This is a genomic window from Microvirga sp. jy35 (assembly GCF_056148915.1).
This window is the reverse complement of sequence record NZ_JBWBEW010000021.1, coordinates 1-18,953: the sequence shown is the minus strand read 5'-3', so window position 1 is coordinate 18,953 and position 18,953 is coordinate 1. Positions and strand designations below refer to the sequence as shown.

General features: G+C 64.0%; 17 protein-coding genes and 1 pseudogene. 5 read left to right on the top strand and 13 right to left on the bottom strand.

The genetic code is table 11. From position 1 onward, the window contains the following. The first annotated feature begins 64 nt into the window (after window positions 1-64). Complete coding sequence (locus AC0QTX_RS16205) at window positions 65-289, top strand: hypothetical protein (protein ID WP_474604846.1); 225 nt, start codon at window positions 65-67, stop codon at window positions 287-289. Here the strand turns inward: AC0QTX_RS16205 and AC0QTX_RS16200 are convergent. Continuing rightward, complete coding sequence (locus tag AC0QTX_RS16200) at window positions 265-696, bottom strand: PRC-barrel domain-containing protein (RefSeq protein ID WP_474604845.1); 432 nt, start codon at window positions 694-696, stop codon at window positions 265-267. The genes AC0QTX_RS16205 and AC0QTX_RS16200 overlap by 25 nt on opposite strands. Window positions 697-1,202: 506 nt before the next feature. Here AC0QTX_RS16200 and AC0QTX_RS16195 point away from each other — a divergent pair. After that, entirely contained in the window at window positions 1,203-1,913 is a 711-nt protein-coding gene (locus tag AC0QTX_RS16195; protein WP_474604844.1) for a PRC-barrel domain-containing protein, read from the top strand. A gap of 160 nt (window positions 1,914-2,073) precedes the next feature. Here AC0QTX_RS16195 and AC0QTX_RS16190 read toward each other — a convergent pair whose 3' ends face one another. Both AC0QTX_RS16190 and AC0QTX_RS16185 read right to left on the bottom strand, forming a co-directional pair. Next, window positions 2,074-4,089 carry a sensor histidine kinase gene (locus AC0QTX_RS16190; protein WP_474604843.1) on the bottom strand — a complete coding sequence of 672 codons (2,016 nt, stop codon included), beginning with the start codon at window positions 4,087-4,089 and terminating at the stop codon, window positions 2,074-2,076. 184 nt (window positions 4,090-4,273) lie between these two features. Then, on the bottom strand, window positions 4,274-5,353 hold the full coding sequence (locus AC0QTX_RS16185) for a synaptic vesicle VAT-1 family membrane protein (RefSeq protein WP_474604842.1): 1,080 nt from the start codon (window positions 5,351-5,353) through the stop codon (window positions 4,274-4,276). A gap of 184 nt (window positions 5,354-5,537) precedes the next feature. Here AC0QTX_RS16185 and AC0QTX_RS16180 point away from each other — a divergent pair, with 184 nt between their 5' ends. Then, a complete protein-coding gene (locus AC0QTX_RS16180; RefSeq protein ID WP_474604841.1) occupies window positions 5,538-6,320 on the top strand; it encodes a hydroxypyruvate isomerase family protein in 783 nt (260 codons plus the stop codon). Window positions 6,321-6,372: 52 nt separating this feature from the next. Here the strand turns inward: AC0QTX_RS16180 and AC0QTX_RS16175 are convergent, their stop codons facing one another. The 6 genes from AC0QTX_RS16175 to AC0QTX_RS16150 form a co-directional block, all read right to left on the bottom strand. Next, complete coding sequence (locus tag AC0QTX_RS16175) at window positions 6,373-6,723, bottom strand: cupin domain-containing protein (RefSeq protein WP_474604840.1); 351 nt, start codon at window positions 6,721-6,723, stop codon at window positions 6,373-6,375. A gap of 18 nt (window positions 6,724-6,741) precedes the next feature. Further along, window positions 6,742-7,500, bottom strand: coding sequence for a 2-dehydro-3-deoxy-D-gluconate 5-dehydrogenase KduD (gene kduD / locus AC0QTX_RS16170; RefSeq protein WP_474604839.1), 759 nt, complete (start codon window positions 7,498-7,500; stop codon window positions 6,742-6,744). Window positions 7,501-7,510: 10 nt separating this feature from the next. Then, on the bottom strand, window positions 7,511-8,347 hold the full coding sequence (kduI, locus tag AC0QTX_RS16165; protein WP_474604896.1) for a 5-dehydro-4-deoxy-D-glucuronate isomerase: 837 nt from the start codon (window positions 8,345-8,347) through the stop codon (window positions 7,511-7,513). A gap of 23 nt (window positions 8,348-8,370) precedes the next feature. After that, window positions 8,371-9,651: a TRAP transporter large permease gene (locus tag AC0QTX_RS16160; RefSeq protein WP_474604838.1), complete on the bottom strand. Its 1,281-nt coding sequence runs from the start codon at window positions 9,649-9,651 to the stop codon at window positions 8,371-8,373. Between the two features lie 4 nt (window positions 9,652-9,655). Beyond that, a complete protein-coding gene (locus tag AC0QTX_RS16155; RefSeq protein ID WP_474604837.1) occupies window positions 9,656-10,195 on the bottom strand; it encodes a TRAP transporter small permease in 540 nt (179 codons plus the stop codon). Between the two features lie 69 nt (window positions 10,196-10,264). Further along, complete coding sequence (locus tag AC0QTX_RS16150; RefSeq protein WP_474604836.1) at window positions 10,265-11,245, bottom strand: TRAP transporter substrate-binding protein; 981 nt, start codon at window positions 11,243-11,245, stop codon at window positions 10,265-10,267. Between the two features lie 194 nt (window positions 11,246-11,439). On the opposite strand from AC0QTX_RS16150, the gene AC0QTX_RS16145 reads away from it, so the two are divergent. Next, entirely contained in the window at window positions 11,440-12,120 is a 681-nt protein-coding gene (locus AC0QTX_RS16145) for a GntR family transcriptional regulator (RefSeq protein WP_474604835.1), read from the top strand. 109 nt (window positions 12,121-12,229) lie between these two features. Further along, window positions 12,230-13,294: an MBL fold metallo-hydrolase gene (locus AC0QTX_RS16140; protein ID WP_474604895.1), complete on the top strand. Its 1,065-nt coding sequence runs from the start codon at window positions 12,230-12,232 to the stop codon at window positions 13,292-13,294. Window positions 13,295-13,346: 52 nt separating this feature from the next. Here AC0QTX_RS16140 and AC0QTX_RS16135 read toward each other — a convergent pair whose 3' ends face one another. The 4 genes and pseudogenes from AC0QTX_RS16135 to AC0QTX_RS16120 form a co-directional block, all read right to left on the bottom strand. Continuing rightward, the gene (locus AC0QTX_RS16135) at window positions 13,347-15,581 is read right to left on the bottom strand and encodes a xanthine dehydrogenase family protein molybdopterin-binding subunit (protein WP_474604834.1); all 2,235 of its coding nucleotides are present in this window, start codon (window positions 15,579-15,581) and stop codon (window positions 13,347-13,349) included. Window positions 15,582-15,592: 11 nt separating this feature from the next. Then, on the bottom strand, window positions 15,593-16,609 hold the full coding sequence (locus AC0QTX_RS16130) for an FAD binding domain-containing protein (RefSeq protein ID WP_474604833.1): 1,017 nt from the start codon (window positions 16,607-16,609) through the stop codon (window positions 15,593-15,595). Further along, window positions 16,606-17,121 (bottom strand): (2Fe-2S)-binding protein, encoded by a 516-nt coding sequence (locus AC0QTX_RS16125; protein ID WP_474604832.1) that lies wholly within the window; start codon window positions 17,119-17,121, stop codon window positions 16,606-16,608. Before AC0QTX_RS16125 ends, AC0QTX_RS16130 begins: the two co-directional genes overlap by 4 nt. A gap of 488 nt (window positions 17,122-17,609) precedes the next feature. Then, window positions 17,610-18,953, bottom strand: a pseudogene (locus AC0QTX_RS16120) (hypothetical protein); the annotation flags it as partial.

The window sequence follows — 18,953 nt, the reverse complement described above, 5'->3', positions numbered from 1 at the left end:
GTGCTTGGGCTGTTCCTTGCGGTCATTGTTGGCGTCGCCCGAGCGTCCGGGCCTTCGGAGCGCGATGCGTAACCAGACCCTCGACGGTACGAAGGCCGAGATCGGGGACAACGACGGCAGGAGCCCCGCAGGAAACCCCATGGACCGCAACAATGACCAAGGCTCTCTGGCAGCCCGCATCGCGGCCGTGATCGTCCTGAACGGAACGCTTGGTGTGCTCTGCCTGCAGCTTTTCTCTGACAAGCCCACCGCGCCGGCCAACGATCAGGATGTCGGGGCGGTCCTGTAGTAGGCATCGACCCTCGCACCATACTCGTCGTCGGCGAACGGATCCTGATCGGCGCCATACCTCGGCGCGTCGGTCAGGCGGTCCTTGTCGATGTCCACCACATAGCCGCCCAGCCGGGTGTCGTAGGTCAAGGCACGCCACGGCAGCGGATGATAGCTCTCGCCGATGCCGAGAAACCCTCCGAAGCTCATGACCACGTAGGCGACCTGACCGGAGACCTTATCGACCATGAAGTTGTACACTGTGCCGAGCTGCTCTCCTGCCCTGTTGAACACGGGCGTGCCCTCGACCTTGCTGGAGGCGATCAGACGCCGCGTCTCGTCCATGGCCATGCCCTCTCCGGAAGGATCGAGCTCCATGGTCCCCGGCTCGCGAAGCTGTCTCTCGTCTGGCAATTTCGTTGGCATGGCGCTCTCCTCGACAGGAAACGTTGCGGCGGCGAAGGCCGTTCCGATGGAAGCGGACATCGGTGGCCGACATGCTGTTGGAACATGGTCTCTGCTGGCCGGGGTGAGGAAGGCAGGCTTTGTGGCCCACGCCCCTATCTGCCCGGTTGCTGGACCTCCCTTTCCGGCTCGCGGGGGACCTGAAAGGTCTGTACAGGGCCTGTTCAGACGTCCTGGCCTAGACACCCGCATCCGCTCACGAATGAGGGTCACCATGATCCCCGCGATGGCACGTTCCTGAGAGCGTCGCAGAACCAGCGGCCATTGGTTCTGCAGGCGAGGTCTTGCGTAGTCACATGCGGTTGCCGGCAGACTCTGGGGGAAGCCCAGCCTCGCGAGAGATCGTGGAGAGACCAAACTCCTGTACCGGACCGCGGCACAAAGTGCTGCGATGATGCAGAACCTTGTTCGAAATTGTCCGTTCCCCTTGCGAGCGTCTGTGGACGCCCTGTTCGAAGGAGGAAGACATGCTGAGGATGAAGCTTGCAGCGGGCCTTGCCGCAGCCGCCCTGTTGGCCGGATCGGCCCTGGCCCAGACGACGGCGCCGACGCAACCCGCCGGCCCTGGTCAGGTCATGACCCAGATGCCGCGGGACCTCATGCGCGGCTCACAGCTGATGGGTATCGACGTGTATGGGGCCGACAACCAGAAGATCGGCGACATCGACGAGGTTCTGGTGGACCGCCAGGGCAAGATCCACGGCCTCGTCGTGGGTGTCGGCGGCTTCCTGGGAATCGGCCAGAAGGATGTGGCCATTCCGTTCGATCAGGTGCAGTGGATGTCGAACCAGGAGGTTCAAGCCTCCGCCAACACGGGCCAGCGTAGCACGACTACGGCCGATACCACTGTGCCGAGCACCGCAACCGGCGGAGCGGGCCAGCCGGCCACCACCGGCAGCACGGCCGCAGGCACCGCCGGCTCGCCCGGAGCGGCCGGAACCTTGGGCGGCGCAGGAACAGGTGGCGCGACGGCCGGAGCGGGTACGACAGCAGGTGGAAGCGATCCGAACACCCCTGCCCGCGCCATGGTGAAAATGACCAAGGCCGACCTGCAGAGCGCACCCGAGTTCCGCTACAGCACGGATGCCAACCGGGCGGGCGCCGCGGGCAACACCAACCCGCCTCCGCAGAACGTGAATACCCCCGGCAACACTGCGCCGAATGCGCCCCGGCAATAGACAGGGAGGTTCTCTGAGCGGGCGGGATCATGGCACCGATGATCCCGCCCAACGGATCGGCTCGAGAGGATGCGGGACAGGTTGTGGACTACCATGCCGTTGCTTGAGCAAAGGGACTTTCCGGCGCGTCGATGAAGGCAGGCGGCCAGCGCCTTTCCACTCAGGCCGCCTGCTGCTTGGCCGATCCGATCCGAACAGTGATCGTGCAGCACATCCCTTCACGCTCGAACCTGACACTCAATTCACCCGCGAGCTCCTGGACGATCGTCTGCCGCAGCAGGCGCGAGCCGAATCCGGGATTGGGTTGACCTTCGACCAGGGGGCCGCCCATCTCGCGCCACTCGACGGTGAGAATCGCCTCGTCGCCTGTCTCGTCGGCCTTCCAGTCCACCTGCACCTGTCCGGATATCAGGGACAGGGCTCCGTGCTTGACGGCGTTGGTGGCTAGCTCGTGAATTGCCATGCCCAGCACCACTGCCGATCTCGGGGAAAGCTGCACCTCCGGGCCGTGGAGCCGGATGCGCGAGGGAGCGGTTGCGTAGGGCTGGAGCTCGGTTTCCAGGATCGTCCTGAGGGAGGCTCCTTCCCAGTGCGTTTCATTGAGGAGATTGTGTGTGCGTGAGAGCGCCAGCAGGCGCTCCTGGAAACGCTGCTGCGCCACCTGCGGCGGCACTCCCGAACGGGCAGCCTGCCAAGCCAGCGACTGCACTGTTGCGAGCGTGTTCTTCACCCGGTGATTCAGCTCGTCGATGAGGAGCTTCTGGCGTCGGTCGGCCTCCCTGCGTTCCGTGATGTCCTCGACCACGCGCACGGCATAGAGGAACTCTCCCCCGGCATCCCGGACCGCCGTGCTGGTCACCCGCGCCCAGCCGCCGCTGCCATTCTTGCGGCGGAACCTGCTGTCGGTCGTATAGGTGTCGAACTCACCTGCCACCTGCCGGCTGAACAGATCCAAATCCTGTTCGAGGGTAGGAGACTCGGCCGCGTGGCCGAAATGCAGGCCGATCAGCTCCTCACGGGTATGGCCGGTCAATCTGCAGCGTGCCTCGTTGACTGAGACGAATCGCCCATCCCTGTCCACTTCGGCGATCCCCACTGCCGCGTTGTTCTGAGTCGCCCGCAAGCGGGCCTCGCTTTGAGCCAGCGCGGCTTCGCGGCTCCGCAATTCCGCTGAGGCGCCCGTCAGCGCTTCACCGACCCGATCGATCTCCGTGAGCCCGGTCGATGCCGCGGCGATCGGCTCGCCACGACCGAGGCGCTGCGCCAGGTTGACCAATCCCTGAACGGGATCGGCGATGCGCTTCCCGAACCCGCTGGCAAGGATGAAGGAGAGCACCAGCAAACCCATCCCCAGTCCGAACATGGTCCAGAGGGAGCGGCGCAGGGGGGCTTGGACGATCTCGGCGGGAACGCCCACGAAGGTCGTCCAATTCGACAGTTCGGAACGGGCATAGGCTCCGAGAACCTCGGTTCCTTCGAGATTGCGTCCCTCCCAGATGCCGTCGGCATCCTGGGCGGCCTTGAGGAACTCGTCAGGTGCGGGCGTCCCGGTGAAAGTCTCGTGCCGACGGGATCGGGCCACCACGCGGTCCGCGCTGTCGATCACCGTGGCAACCCACTGGCCGGTCAGGCCTTCAGCCTGCAGGACATCCGCAATCCTCCGGGGTTCGACCGCCATGGACAGCACGTGGGTGACCGTGTCGTCCCTGAGGACAGGGACTCGGACGCTGATGATGGACCGGCCGGCCGTTGCGCCCGTGAAGAGGTCCTGGACCATGGGACGCTTTGTTGCGATCACCTGCTGGTCAATCGGAAGGTTGGCTCCCTTCGGCAGCGGCGAGCCCCAGGGGAGACGCGTGTTGGCAACCTGCTGGCCCATGGCGTCGCGGACCACGATGGCATAGTCGTTCGGTCTCGCCCGCGACCAGGATTGAAGAGTCATCTGGGCCTGGCGCTGGAACGCCTCGAAATTGCCCTCGAGCAGGGTCGAGGAGGTTGCGAGGGCCTGAGCGGCAGCCTGGATTCCGACGAGTTCGCGGTCGACCGAGGCCATGATGCGTTGGGCGGTCCCGAGGGCCTCCTCCTCGTAATTGCTTCGCTCCGCAACAGCGTAACGCCACAGCAGAACAGCCGCGAAGAGCAGGCCAGGCAGCACAAGGATGGCGCCAAACGCCATCAGACATTGGCGAATGGTGTAACTACGCGATGAGAACATGGGAACTAGATACCGCTTCTCTGATGCAAGTCGAGAGACCGGCCTCAAGTCGTTCATCCCCGAATCGGGTCCATGAATACGGCAGTTCCCCATCGAGCGAGATAGCAACTCACCCCGGTTCCGGCTTTCGCCCGAGGTCGCTCTCTCAAGCGCTCGGGCCGGTCGCATCGAAGGCGGGCGCGGTCCGCAGCACCAACTTGCCCACCGTATTGCCGGATTCGAGGGTCTGATGTGCTCGGGCAACATCTGCTAATGGAAAAGCCTCGACCCGCGGCACCTGAAGGCGGCCCTCTTCCACCCATGCCGCGAGGTCGTCCACGGCGGAGCGCAGGAGATCGGCGCGGTCGAACAGAAACGACAGGTTGAACGCCACCACGCCCTTGTTCTCGCTCGTCATGGAGAGAGGCTTGAACCGTGGGATCCTCAGCAGCCCGAGGGCGGCCTTGAGATAGCTGAAACGCCCGCCCTGCTTGGGCAGCATGGTGTGGAAGCCGTAAACCAGCAGTTTCCCGGTCGGCCTCAGATTCGCGTAGCTCTGGCCGAGGGTTTCAGGGCCGTTCGCATCGAAGACAAGATCGTATCCTTCGGGGCAGAGCCGCCTTGCCTCCTCCCAGAGCGGCTGCCGGGATTTGTCGATCACGGCATCTGCCCCCAGCGCCCGCACATACTCGATCTTGTGGCTTGCTCCCACGACCCCGGCCACGTCGAGGTCGTGCAGCTTGCACAACTGGACAAGGGCCGATCCCACCCCGCCTCCCGCCGAGTGCACGAGGACCTTCATGCCGGGGCGGATCACCACATTCTGCAGCAATCCGTGATAAGCCGTCAGGTGGACGGCCAGAAACCCTGCGGCGGCGTCGAAATCCAAAGCATGAGGCTTGGGCCAGACGAGGTCTGCCGGGGCACACACATGGGTGGAATAGCCATTGAAGAAGGTCAGCCCGAACACCGCATCGCCCGGCTTCACATGGGTGACACCGCGGCCGACCTGTTCCACGTAGCCTGAGCATTCGAAGCCCGGCGTGATTGGCCAGCCGACGAAGCGGCGCGCCGATTCGTACACGCCCCAGCGAACGCAGATATCGGCGTAGTTCACCCCCGCGGCCTGCGTGCGGATCAGGACCTGTCTATCGCCCGGCTCGGGCACAGGGTGGGTTTCAACCTTCAGTTCCTCATAGCCGCCGGCTCGATGGATGACGATCTTTTGCATCACCGCCGATGACATCCCCGTGCTCCCGAAGCTTGCTCCCAGCGGTGAGCCATAGCATATCTGAGCTTGGACCGCTCAGCGTGAGCTTGCCAGGCCCATAGGCAGAAGCGCACGTCTGAGACCATTGAATCCTGCCTAAGGCTGCTGTTCAGTGCGACGGGAATGCTCCGCATCATGAACGTCCAGGCAGCCACGAACCATGCCCCGTTTCTCAGCCAATCTCGGATTCCTCTTCTCCGATCGCCCCGAGATCGAACGGGTCGCTGCCGCTGCAGCCTGTGGCTTCAAGGCCGTCGAGATGCATTGGCCCTACCACGTGCCCGCACGCCACATGCGTGACGCGCTGGCAGCCCACAACATGACCATGCTCGGTTTGAACATGCCTGTCGGGAACGCCGCCGCTGGAGATTTTGGCTTGGCCGCCGCACCTGGCCGGGAGAGCGAGTTTCTGCATGCTCTCGATCAAGCCCTGTCCTATGGCAGCGCGATCCGAGCGTCAGCGATCCACTGCCTTGCCGGGATTGTCTCTCCCGCCGACAATGGGGCTGCCGAGCGCACCTTCATTGCCAACCTGCAGATTGCGGCCGACAGGGCCGGTGAGGCGGGCATGACGATCCTGATCGAGCCGATGAACCCCCGCGACAGGCCGGGGTACCTTCTCCACCATGTGGAGCAGGCTGCCGCCGTCATCGGACGAGCCGGGCGCCGCAACATCAAGCTCATGTTCGACTGCTATCACGTGCAGATCACCCAGGGCGATCTGATCACGCGGCTGAGAGCCCACCTGAACCTCCTCGGCCATGTGCAGATCGCCGCAGTTCCGAGTCGCGCCGAGCCGGACGAGGGCGAGGTGAACTATCGGGAGATTTTCCGAACACTCGACAGCTTGGGATACCAAGGCTGGATCGGTGCCGAGTACAGGCCGCGGGGCCGCACCGAGGACGGATTGGGCTGGCTTTTGGAGCTATCCGAAGGACCGTGAGCAAAGACCGGCAGCAGCACTCAACTGTCCGGCTGCCGGGACATACACCTGCTCACGCGCCTGATGCGACGAAGTCGTCTCGCATGGGGGTGAAGACATCGAGGAGAATGCCGGCTTCGATGGCGACCGCTCCATGCACGGCATCCGGCGGAACGAGGAAGCTGTCTCCCTGCCGCAGCCGCTCGGTGCGGCCGTCGATCGTGATGTCGAAAACACCCTGCTCGACGAGGCTGCACTGAACATGCGGGTGCGAATGGGCGGCGCCGACGGCTCCCGCCTCGAATGCTACACGGACCATCATCACGCCGGAATCGTAGGTCAGAACCTTGCGGCGGATCCCCTCGCCTGCGGCCTCCCAGGCGGTCTCACGGTCGAAAGCGAAGGCCAAACCTTTGCGAGTCATGAGCGTCTCCGAAATGATTTACCGGGCGAGCCATCCGCCATCGACGGGCAGAACGATGCCATGGATATAGTCTGCTGCAGGCGAGGCCAGGAAGACGGCAGCGCCACCGAGATCCGCCGGGTCGCCCCAACGTCCTGCGGGAATGCGCCCGAGAATTTCACTGCTCCGCTTCGGGTCGTTGCGCAGAGCCTCGGTGTTATTGGTGACGAAATAGCCCGGTGCGATGGCGTTAACGTTGATGCCCTTCGACGCCCATTCGCAGGCCAGCAGCCGCGTGAGGCCGGCAAGCCCGCTCTTGCTCGCGGTGTAGGAGGGAATCCGGATCCCGCCTTGGAACGACAGGAGCGAGGCGATGTTGATGATCTTGCCGCCCTGCTCGTCGCCCATCATCGTCCGCGCCACCGCCTGGGACAGGAAGAAGGTGGACTTGAGATTGACGTTCATGACGTCGTCCCAATCCTTCTCCGTAAACGCAATGGCATCGGCCCGGCGGATGATCCCGGCGTTGTTGACCAGGATGTCGATCCGGCCGTTGAGGGTGACGGCCTCACCGACGATGCGCTCGATCGGCTCGAGGGAGGACAGGTCCGCCTGCACGCTGTGGAACGCGGCGCCCGCCTCGCGGCACAGGCGCTCCGTCTCGTCCATGCTCGAGCGGCCGACCGCCACGATGGAGGCGCCGGCCTGGGCCATCGCCACTGCGATGCCCTGGCCGAGGCCCGTGTTGGCACCGGTGACGAGAGCGGTCTTGCCGGTCAGATCGAAGGAGAACGTCATCGCCATGTCCTCAGCGCAGGGCGTCCATGGGCACCATGTCCATGTCGGTGAAGTCCTGGTTGTCGCCGCCCATGGCCCAGACGAAGGTGTAGTTGCTCGTGCCGACGCCGGAATGAATCGACCAGCCGGGCGAGAGGATCGCCTGCTCGTTGGACACGACAAGATGCTTGGTCTCGTCAGGCTCGCCCATGAAGTGGAACACGCGGGTCTCGGGCTGCATGTCGAAATAGACATAGACCTCGGAGCGGCGGTCATGGAGGTGGGCCGGCATGGTGTTCCACATGCTGCCCGGCTTGAGCTGCGTCATGCCGAGAACGAGCTGAGCGGAGCGGCAGACCTCCGGATGGATCATCTGGAAGATCGTGCGGACATTGCCGTTCGCCGCATCACCCAGATCCACGCGCCGGGCACGGTCGAGGCCGATCTTCACCGTCTCGAAGCGCGCATGCGCCGGGGTGCTGACGAGATAGAACTTGGCCGGGTTGGCGGCGTCGAGGCTCTCGAAGCGGACGTCCTTCGTGCCCATGGCGATGTAGAGGGCATCCCGGGGGCCGAGATCGTGAACGTCTCCATCCGTCTGGACGCGGCCCGCACCACCGAGGTTGACCACGCCGAGTTCGCGCCGGTCCAGGAAATTCGGAGAGCCGATCTGCTTGTGCGACTCCAGCTTGATGGCCCCGGACACCGGAGTGGCGCCGCCGACCACCAGGCGATCGATATGGCTGTAGGTCAGCTTCACTTCGCCCGGAACGAAGAGCGTCTCGATCAGGAAGTGGCGGCGCAGTTCGGCCGAACTGAAGTGGCGCACGGCCTCGGGATGGCATACCTGCCGGACTTCGATGGTCATCATTGCCTCTTTCAGTAAATGGATCAGCGGAACAGGGCCGGCAGCCAGAGCGACAAGCCCGGGATATAGGTGACGAGGAGCAGCACGAAGACGCTTGCCCCCAGGAACGGCCAGATGGTCTTCATGGCTTCGCCGATGGAGATCTTGCCGACCGCGCAGCCGACGAACAGAACGGAGCCGACGGGCGGCGTGTTGAGCCCGATGCCCGCGTTGAGGATCAGGATCACGCCGAAATGGACCGGGTCGATCCCGAACGCCTTGATCACCGGCAGGAAGATCGGCGTGCAGATAATGATCATCGGCGCCATGTCCATGAAGGTGCCGAGCACCAGCAGGATGACGTTGATGAGGAGCAGGACGACAATCGGGTTGTCCGATACCGCCTTCATCAGGGCGATCGTCGCCTGCGGCACCTGCAGGAAGGCCATGAGCCAGCCGAAGGCGCTGGCGGTGCCGATGACGAGTAGAACCATCGCGGTGGTGCGCACGGCCCCGAGGGTCGCCTCGACGAAGTTCTCCCAGTTCATCTCGCGATAGACGAAGAGCGTCACGAGCAGGGCATACACCACCGCGATGCACGAACTCTCCGTTGCGGTGAACACACCGGAGCGCACCCCCCCGAAGATGATGAAGATCAGCAGGATTCCCGGCACCGCGGAGACGAAGAAGTAGGCCAGCATCCGAAAGCCAGGGAAGGGATCGGCGGGATAGCCGCGGCGGACCGCCACGATATAGGCCGTGACCATCAGGGCAGCCGCGAGCAGGAAGCCGGGCACGACGCCTGCCGTGAAGAGATCTGCCACCGAGATCGTGCCGCCGGCTGCGATCGAGTAGATGATCATGTTGTGCGACGGCGGGATCAGGAGCGCGATGATGGCGGCGTTCACCGTCACGTTGACGCTGTAATCCTTTGCGTATCCGCGCTTCTCCATCTGCGGGATCATGATGCCGCCGATGGCAGACGCGTCTGCAATGGCGGAACCGGAGATGCCGCCAAAAAGGGTCGACGCCACAACGTTGACTTGGCCCAGCCCACCACGCAGATGTCCGACGAAGCCCGCGGCAAGACGGATCAGGCGGTCAGCGATGCCGCCCCGCATCATGAGATCACCGGCGTAGATGAAGAACGGAATCGCCATCATGGCAAAGGCGTTCATGCCGGAATTGATCTGCTGAAACACCACGACGGGCGGCAATTCCATGTAGAGAATGGTCGCGAGCGAAGCGATGCCCAAGCAGAACGCGACCGGCGTGCCGATGAGAAGCAGCAGCGTGAAGACGCCGAACAGAACCCACATCTCCATGGCGTCAATCCTTCACGGCAACAAGATGAGGCTCGTCCACGCGCACCAGGGGCACATCCTCTCCCAGAGCGAGGAGGCGAACGAACTTTTCCAATGAGAAGACAGCAATCAGAGCACCGCCGACCGCAAGAGGGACATAGTCCAAGCCCTGTGGGATCGGCAAACCGGGCATGGCCGCAGACCAGGTCTCCACGGCAAGCTCAGTGCCGTACCAGGCCATGGCCACGCCGAAAATAAAAACCAGAATCTCGGTAATGCCGAGCATGATGCGCCGCAATCCTTGCGGAGCATAGTGGAGACCAATCTCGAAGCCGAGATGATTTCCGTCGCGCACGCCTACGGCAGAGCCGAGAAGGATGAACCAGCTCATCAGCAGCAGTGAGGCGGGCTCGGTCCAGCTCGGGGACTGGTTCAGCACATAGCGTCCGAACACCTGCCATCCGACGAAGACCGTCATCAAAATGAGCCCGGCCCCGGAAATCCAAAGCGCCGCTCGGTTTATGGCAGCGAGAATCCGGGACAGCGCGGCAAGACCATCGCGCATCGATCAAAATCTCCAGCGGGAAAAAAGGGCCGGCCGAAGCCGGCCCAGGTTGGTTCGGGAGGACCGAACTCAGTTCATCGCCTGGATGCGGGAAACGAGGTCTTTCACCTTCGCGTCCTTGGCGTACTTTTCATAGACGGGCTTCATCGCGTCGATGAAGGGCTGCTTGTCCACATCGTTGATCTGGCTGCCGCTCGCCCGGATCTTCTTCTCGGCTTCCTTCTCACGAGCCTCCCAGAGCTCACGCATCTTCGCCACGGATTCCTTGGCGGTCTCGCGCACGGCTTTCTGGTCCTCGGGCGAGAGCTTGTCGAAGGATCGTTTCGACATCACGAGCACTTCCGGCGACATGGAATGCTGAGTCAGGGAGTAATACTTCGCCACCTCGAAGTGACGGAAGGAATCATAGCTCGGCCAGTTGTTCTCGGCCCCGTCGACCACACCCGTCTGCAGTGCAGAGTAGACCTCTCCCGGAGGCATCGGCGTCGCATTGGCGCCCAGGGCATTGACCATGTCGAGGAAGAGGTCGGACTGGATCACCCGGACCTTCATGCCCTTCAGATCGGCCGGCGTGTTGATGGCACGCTTGGAGTTGTAGAAGGACCGGGCGCCCGAATCGTAGAAGGCCAGCGCCACGAGGCCGTGGGGCTCGAAGGCCTTGAGGATCTGCTCGCCGATCGGCCCGTCCATGGTCTTGCGCATATGGTCGACGGACCGGAAGATGAAGGGCAGACTAGGGACTAGGGTCTCAGGAATCAGGTTGTTGAACGGACCCATATTGATCCTGTTCAGGTCAATGACGCCGAAGCGGGTCTGCTCTATGGTGTCTTTTTCCTGACCCAGCTGGGCGGAGTGGAAGACCTGGACCTTGTACCGGCCGTTGGTTTTCTTCTCCAGCAGGGAGCCAAAATGCTTGACTGCCTCGACCGTTGGGTATCCATCCGGATGAATGTCAGCCGAACGCAGCGTGGTCTGAGCGCTGGCCGTGCCGCTCAGCAGCGCGGTGAACAGACCAAGCGCAGCAGCGGCGAATGTCCTTTTCGTCAGCATCGTCCTTCTCCTTGAGCTTCCTCTGATGTTTTCTTGTTTCAGACCCAACCTTCGGCCGGATCGTCACCCATCCTGGGAGCCTCCTTGGCCCTCGGGATGGAGCCAGCAGCTGTCTATCGCAGCCCTCTGGTCGACGATTGTATGGTAGTATACACTAATATATGTAGCAACTCGACATTAGAATGAGATCGATCGTGAATAGCCCCTTCCCTGTCGGCCATGGCTCTGCAGCCCAGCGCATCGAAAACGAGTTGCGCCGCCTCATTATCGCCCTGGAGCTCCCCCCGGGCAGCCGTCTCTCAGAGCAGGACATCGCCGAACGCCATGGCGTCTCCCGTCAGCCCGTCCGCGAGGCCCTGATCGGCCTGGCCAAGACCCGGCTCGTGGAAATACAGCCCCAGCGCGGCACGACGGTCGTGAAGATCTCGGTTCGGAAGATGATGGAGTCGCGCTTCGTTCGGGAGGCGATCGAGACAGCGGTCGTGCGCCGGGCCTGCTCGTCGTTCGATACGCAGAGCCGGGAAAGGATCGACGACCTTCTGGAACTCCAGGATCAGGCGGCCCGCCGGGACGACCACGCGGCCTTCCAGCGCTATGACGAACTCTTCCACATTGCCCTTGCGGAAGGGGCTGGCTGCCCCCTAGCCTGGGAGGCGGTTCAGGACATCAAGGCGCATATGGACCGGGTGTGCCAGCTCACCCTTCCGGGCCCCGAGGCGATGCTGCCCCTGATCGACCAGCACCGCGCCATCATGGCTGCGATCGACGTCCGCGACGAGGATGCCGCCGCGGACGCCATGCGCCGCCATCTCACGGAGATCCTGCGGGCCCTGCCGCGGGTCGAAGCGGAGCACCCGGAACTCTTCAGTGCATGATCGGACAGGTCCAGGAGCGGACGATCTCGCTCTCCTCCTTGTGATTGTGCAAGCCACCGCCAGACCGTAAGCTCCTGTCACCGTCGCATTCCCGCTGGAGCAGGACGTGCTGTCGCGCAGACAAGTCGTACACCTGATCGGATCCCTCCCGGTCATCGGCACCGCCTCGGGAGCAAAGGCCCGGGAAGGCGGCTTCTACTACAGCGGTCCTCCGAGCGATCACTTCGACGGCCAGCGCTTCTTCAATCCCGGCGGCGAGCCCTCCCGCGGCTTTGGCGACTTCCTGCGCTGGCGGCTCACCAAGAGCGCGGCGCCGTGGCCCGATCCTTATCCGAGCCCGTTCCAGGACGCGCCTCCGGCCCGTGTCGGAGGGCGTGACCTGCGCATCAGCTTCGTCGGGCATGCCACCTTCCTGATCCAGATCGCCGGCCACAACGTTCTCACGGACCCGATCTGGTCGGAGCGGGCGAGCCCCGTGCCGTTCGCCGGACCACGACGCTACAATCCGCCAGGCATTCCCTTCGATCAGCTGCCCCGGATCGATGCGGTGCTCGTCTCGCACAACCACTACGACCACATGGACCTGCCCACCCTCGCGCGCCTGTGGCAGCGCGACCGCCCGCGGATCGTGGCGCCACTCGGCAACGACGCGATCATCCGGGCGCACGATCCGGGCATCGCCGTCACGGTTATGGATTGGGGCGACCGCCTTTCGCTCGCGCGCGATCTTCAGCTGTTCGCCGAGCCGGCGCACCATTGGTCGGCCCGCGCCACGAACGACCGCAATCATGCGCTCTGGGCCTCCTTCATGCTGCGAGGCGGCGGCCGCTCCGTCTACTTCGGCGGCGATACGGGCTTTGCCGGCGGCAGACACTTCCAGTCCATCGCATCGCGGCATGCCGGCCCGGATGTGGCCCTGCTGCCCATCGGCGCCTATGAGCCGCGCTGGTTCATGGCGCCCAACCACATGAATCCCGAGGATGCGGTTCGGGCGTTCGGAATTCTCAGGGCCAAGTCGGCCTTGGGCTATCACTGGGGAACCTTCAGGCTCACCGACGAGGGGGCTGACCAGCCCCCTCGGGACCTCGCCCGGGCGCTGCAGACGAAGAGCATCCCTGCGCGGCGGTTCACGGCCATGCGACCAGGACAGGTCTGGACGACCTCAACGGCGTAACGCAAGTGTGAGGGCGCTCAGCGCGCGTCGCTGCCCGGCCGGTGATCCCTCTCTATCCGAGGAGCTTGTCGACGGTGATCGGATAGTGGCGGATCCGCTTGCCCGTGGCATGAAAGATCGCATTTCCGATCGCCGCGGCAGTGCCGACGACGCCGATCTCGCCCAGCCCCTTGATCCCCATGGGATTGAGCTTGTTGTCGTGCTCGGACACGAAGATCACGTCGATGTCGTGAATGTCCGCATTCACCGGCACGTGATACTCGGCGAAGTTGTGGTTCATGAACCGTCCGAGGTTGTGATCGAGCAGCGACTCCTCCTCCAGAGCCATGCCGATCCCGAACACGACTCCGCCGATGATCTGGCTGCGCGCCGTCTTCGGGTTGAGAATGGTGCCGGCGGCCACCGCGTTGACGATCCGCGTCACCCGGACGATGCCGAGGTCCTCGTCCACCCTCACCTCGGCGAAGACGGCGGAATGCGAGTAGCCGGAATAGCGCATGCTGGTCATCATGCCAGGGCTCGCCTTCTCCTCCGCTTCGACCTTGTCGATGCCCCGCGCGCGCATGATGTCGGCGAATGAGATTCCCGTCTGCGGATCGTTCGTCAGCACGATCCGACCATCTGAAAAGCTGACATGCTCGAGGCTGGCATTCGCCAGCGGCGAACCATCCATCTCACGGGCGTACTTGAACAGAGTCTCCCGTACGCTCCGGCAGGCGACCTGCACCGCCGTCCCGGCGGAGGCCGCTGTCCAGGACCCGCCTTGGACCGGGGACTTCGGCAGGCTCGAGTCGCCGATGCGCGTCGTTACCTGATCCATGGGCAGCCCCAAAGTATCGGCGGCAACCTGCGTCAGGATCGTGTAGGTACCCGTTCCGATATCGGACGTGGCAGTCGAGACATCGAGATGGCCGTCGGCGGTCAGCACCGCACGAGCGGCCGTCTTCTGCATGAATGCCTCCCAAACGCCGGTCGCCATGCCCCATCCGACGAGTTCCCGCCCCTCCCGCATGGAACGCGGCTGCGGATTGCGCTTGGACCAGCCGAAGCGCTCCGCGCCGAGCTGGTAGCAGGCTCTCAGTTCCTTGCTGGTGAAATCCCTTTTGTTGGCCTCGTCCACCTCGGTGTAGTTCCTGAGGCGCAGCTCGACAGGATCGATGCCGACAGCATAGGCAAGCTCGTCCATCGCCGTCTCGATGGCGGTGACGCCGGTCGCCGCTCCGGGCGCACGCATGTCGCTGGGTGTATAGGTGTCGACTTGGGCCAGCCTGTATGTCAGCTTGACGTGGTCGCAATGGTAGAGAAGGTTCGACCAGTTGACGACGACCTCCTGGTAATCCTCGAAGGAAGAGGTCGCCTGGACGGCATCATGCATGATGGAGCAGAGAGTCCCGTCAGGATTTGCGCCCAGCGAAATGGTCTGGATGGCCTCCGGCCGATAGCCGAAGCTGAACATCTGATCGCGGGTCAGCACCACCCTGACCGAGCGCTCGAGCTGCAGGGCTGCCATGACGGCGAGAAAGAGCTGATATTGCGGACGCAAGCCCGAGCCGAAAGCCCCGCCGACGAACGGTGAGACAACGCGCACCTGGTCGCTGGAGAGGCCGAACACGCTTGAAATGTAACGCTGGCTGTTCTGCACGCCTTGCGTCTTGTCGTGGACGGTGAGCTTACCATCCTCATAGACGACCGTCGAGGCATGCGGCTCCATCGGGTTATGGTGCTCGATGGCAATCCGGTACTCAGCCTGAATCCTCACAGGCGCCTGCGCGAAGGCCTGTTCGGCATCGCCGCGCGGACTAGGCGGCGGCGTGACGCCTGACCGCTTTTTGGGCGGTACGTAGGCTTCGCTCTGCTTGATCTCGAGGTCGGTCATGTGCGTGTCGGTCTCGTACTCAACGCGCACGAGGGAAGCAGCGTGGGCCGCAATCTCGAATTCGTCCGCGACAACGAGGGCGATCGGCTGGCCGCTATAGATCACCTGATCGTCATAGAGCGGACGAAAGGGGGAACCGGGCGGAGCGACGTCGTCGCGATAGCTGTGATCGAACCAGGCGGTGCGGGGCCGGTTCACGTGGGTGAAGACCTGGACCACGCCCGGAACGGCCAGGGCGGCAGAGGCATCGATCGACTTGATGCGCCCCTTGGCGATGGCGCTCGAAATGACGATCCCGAAGGCGAGGTCCGGCGCATCGAACTCCGCCGCATAGCGTGCCTCGCCCGTGACCTTGGCGTGCCCGTCGACCCGGTTCTGCGGGGAGCCAACGTAACCCTGAGCTTTCAGCATCCGCTTCGTCCTTACCTGATCCTCTTGTCGGTCTGGGATTGCGGCGTTCCCGCAGCAGCCTGCGAGAGCGCACGGACGATCCCGCGCCGGGCCAGATCGATCTTGAAGGCGTTGTCCTCAAAGCCCCTGGCATGGCGCAGGATGTGATCGGCGACAGCCGCAAACCTTCCAGCCTCGGCAGGATGCCCGTGCAGCATGGCCTCCGCATCCCTGTCGCGCCACGGCTTGTGGGCTACGCCGCCGAGGGCGAGCCGCGCCTCACCGATGGTGTCGCCATCCAGGCGGAGCGCGGCCGCGACGGAGACCAGCGCGAAAGCATAGGACAGCCGGTCGCGCAGTTTCAGATAGGTGTGATGGGGTCCGAAATCCGCCGGCGGGAGCTCGACAGCCGTGATGATTTCCCCATGCCGCAGGGTCGTGTCGATGTCGGGCCTGTCGCCCGGCAGACGATGGAACTCGGATATGGGGATGGCGCGCTCGCCGTCCGGTCCTGTGACGTGGACGACAGCCTCCAGAGCGGCAAGGGCCACGCACATGTCGGAGGGATGCGTCGCGATACAGTGGTCGCTCGTGCCGAGGATCGCATGGATGCGATTGCGCCCGAAGGTTGCCGGACAGCCCGCGCCGGGCTCGCGCTTGTTGCAGGGCGTGCCCGTGTCATAGAAATAATAGCACCGGGTGCGCTGGAGAAGATTGCCGCCGGTCGTCGCCGCATTGCGCAGCTGCGGCGAGGCGCCGGCGAGGATCGCGCTGGCGAGCAGCGGATAGCGGCTCTGCACGCGGGCATCGTGAGCCACCTCGTCGTTGGTCGTCATGGCGCCGAGGCGCAGCCCGCCGCTCTCGGTCTCCTCGATGCTGTTCAGGGGAAGGCGCGTGATGTCGATGAGACGGGTCGGGCGCTCCACATTGTACTTCATCAGATCGACGAGGTTCGTGCCGCCGGCGATGAAGCGGGCGGACGCATCGGCGGCTGCCGCCTTCACGGCTTCCTCGACACTGGCGGCCCGCAGGTAGGAAAAGCGGTTCATCGCGCGGCCTCCGTGTTCGAGCCCAACACCTGCTCGATGGCATCGACGATGTTGCTGTAGGCGCCGCATCGGCAGAGATTGCCGCTCATCCATTCGCGGATTTCGTCCCGCGTGCGCGCCCTCCCCTCCTGGATGAGAGCAACGCCGGAACAGATCTGGCCTGGTGTGCAATAGCCGCACTGGAACGCATCATGATCGACGAAAGCCTGCTGCAGGGGATGCAGCTCTCCGTTTGCGGCGAGCCCCTCGATGGTCGTGATGCTCGCTCCATCCTTCATCACCGCAAGCGCCATGCAGGAATTGATCCGCTTGCCGTCGACCAGCACCGTGCAGGCGCCGCATTGCCCATGATCGCAACCCTTCTTGGTCCCAGTCAGACCGAAATGATCGCGCAGGAGATCGAGAAGGACAGTCCAGGGCAGAACCTCCACAGTCCTGGCCTCACCATTGACCGTGAGGGTGATCGGGATCTTCTCGAGCGCGGGCGATGGCTGATTCTGGCTTGCACTCAATCGGGACCTCCCTCGGCACGGCAGAGACCGACCGCCCCGCTTGAGAGCAATCAGGCTAAGGTGACACGACCGCCGCACAGAGCATCAACGCAGCGGGCACACGGGTGCATTGTTCGGCAGTGAACGTGAGGCAACGGCTCAGTCCGACCAGGGTTCCGGCACGCCTTGCATGACACGCCAGTGCCCTCGATCGGCGACAATATGCCTTTCAAGGGGAACGCGTCGGGCGCCTGCGCTTTCCCAAGGGAGCAACCCCGTGAATGGAGATCCCATGTCCGATACGCCAAAGCCTTCAGAGCAACCGCCCGATGTTCCGGGGCCCCTGCCCGAGCTGCCTTCGCTGGATCCTCTCGAACCTTTGGAGGACGACACGCCCTCCGACGACAAAACCGCACCTGCGGATGTGCCAATCGTGCCGACCCCAGGCACCCAATGAGGCTGCTTCGGCGGAGTGGCGCCCTCGCATGCGCCGCTCCGCCTGCCGATGATCAGGCCCAGTGTATCCGAGATGCGTCGGCTTGGAGATCATCGATCCCCTGGATGCCGTCCGCAGTTGGCTGGTCGAAGCTGGCCACGGAGTGGGAGGCACCCGAGGAGTGATCGCTGTCGATCTGCTCCGTCCATGAACCGTTCGCGCCCTGGCTCATGTCGGTGCCTTCATCGGCCATCAGGAGGATGATGTCCGATCCGGCACCGTTCTGCGTCGTCTCGAAGCCCGGGGCGGCGATGTCCTGCCCTTGCGCTTCCACAGGTTTCGCCTCGTCGACCACCACATCCACGGATTGCGGCGCCGAAGAAGCGCCATCGCTGTCGAACAGCACGACCCCGATGCTGCGGGTGCCGGCGGCCAGTCCTGATCGATCCCCGCTCTCGAGCATCAGGGACTGCAGCACGGCCGCGTAGGTCTCGGGGGAGGCATGACCGCTGAGGGTCAGGGTCCCCGACCCGTCCGCATAGGCTCCCCCAATCAGCTCGATCCCGGTGCCACCGATCATCGTGTGTCCGTTCTCGCTGTGCAGGGTGAAGCCTTCGAGATCGAGCCTGTCGCCCGGCTGCGCTCCGGAGAGCGTGATGACGGCGCCCTTGAGCTGCGTGCTGTCGATATCCTGTGCATGCGCAATGCCGATGGCCTCCGCCTGGTGGTCACCGGACTCCGCATGCTCCGCGGCGGTCAGGGTCAGCTCCGGCCCATCGTTCACCGGATCGATCGTCACCGTGAACGGCTTGCTGCCCATGGCGGAGCCTGAGGAACCCGTCTCGGTGCTGGTGGCCTGGATCGTCAGGTTCAACGTGCCATTCCAGTCCTCCGGAGGCATCAGTTTCAGGCCCTGCAGATCTCCGGCCGGCACACGCCACTCGCCTTCGCCGCGTGCGGTGCCGGCGGACAGCGTGAAGCCGTCCGGAATGCCGAGGATGCTCACGATCATGGTCTCCGATCCATCGGCGTCTGTAAGGGCCGCCGACAAGTCGAGCGTGATGGTCGTGTCCTCCCGACCTGTCACATCCCTCGCCTCTATGCGCGGTGCATCGGCCACGGCGGCGATCTGAACCTGCAGAGTGGCTTCGGTGGTGGCGACGCTGCCGTTGGAGGTCTCGCGTGCGTGAGCCTGCACGGTGAGGGTTGCGGTGCCGCTCCAGTTGGCAGGCGGGATCAGCTCCAGGTTGATCAGTTGCCCGGGCGTAAGGGTCCAGGATCCATTGCCGTTGTTGAGGCCGGCCGAGAGGCGGGCGCCCTCGGGCAGGTTGCCGATCACCACCGTGAGCACTTCGGAACCGTCGGTGTCGGCGAGGGCGGCTGCGAGGTCGAGGGGGATGGCTGCATCCTCCTGGCC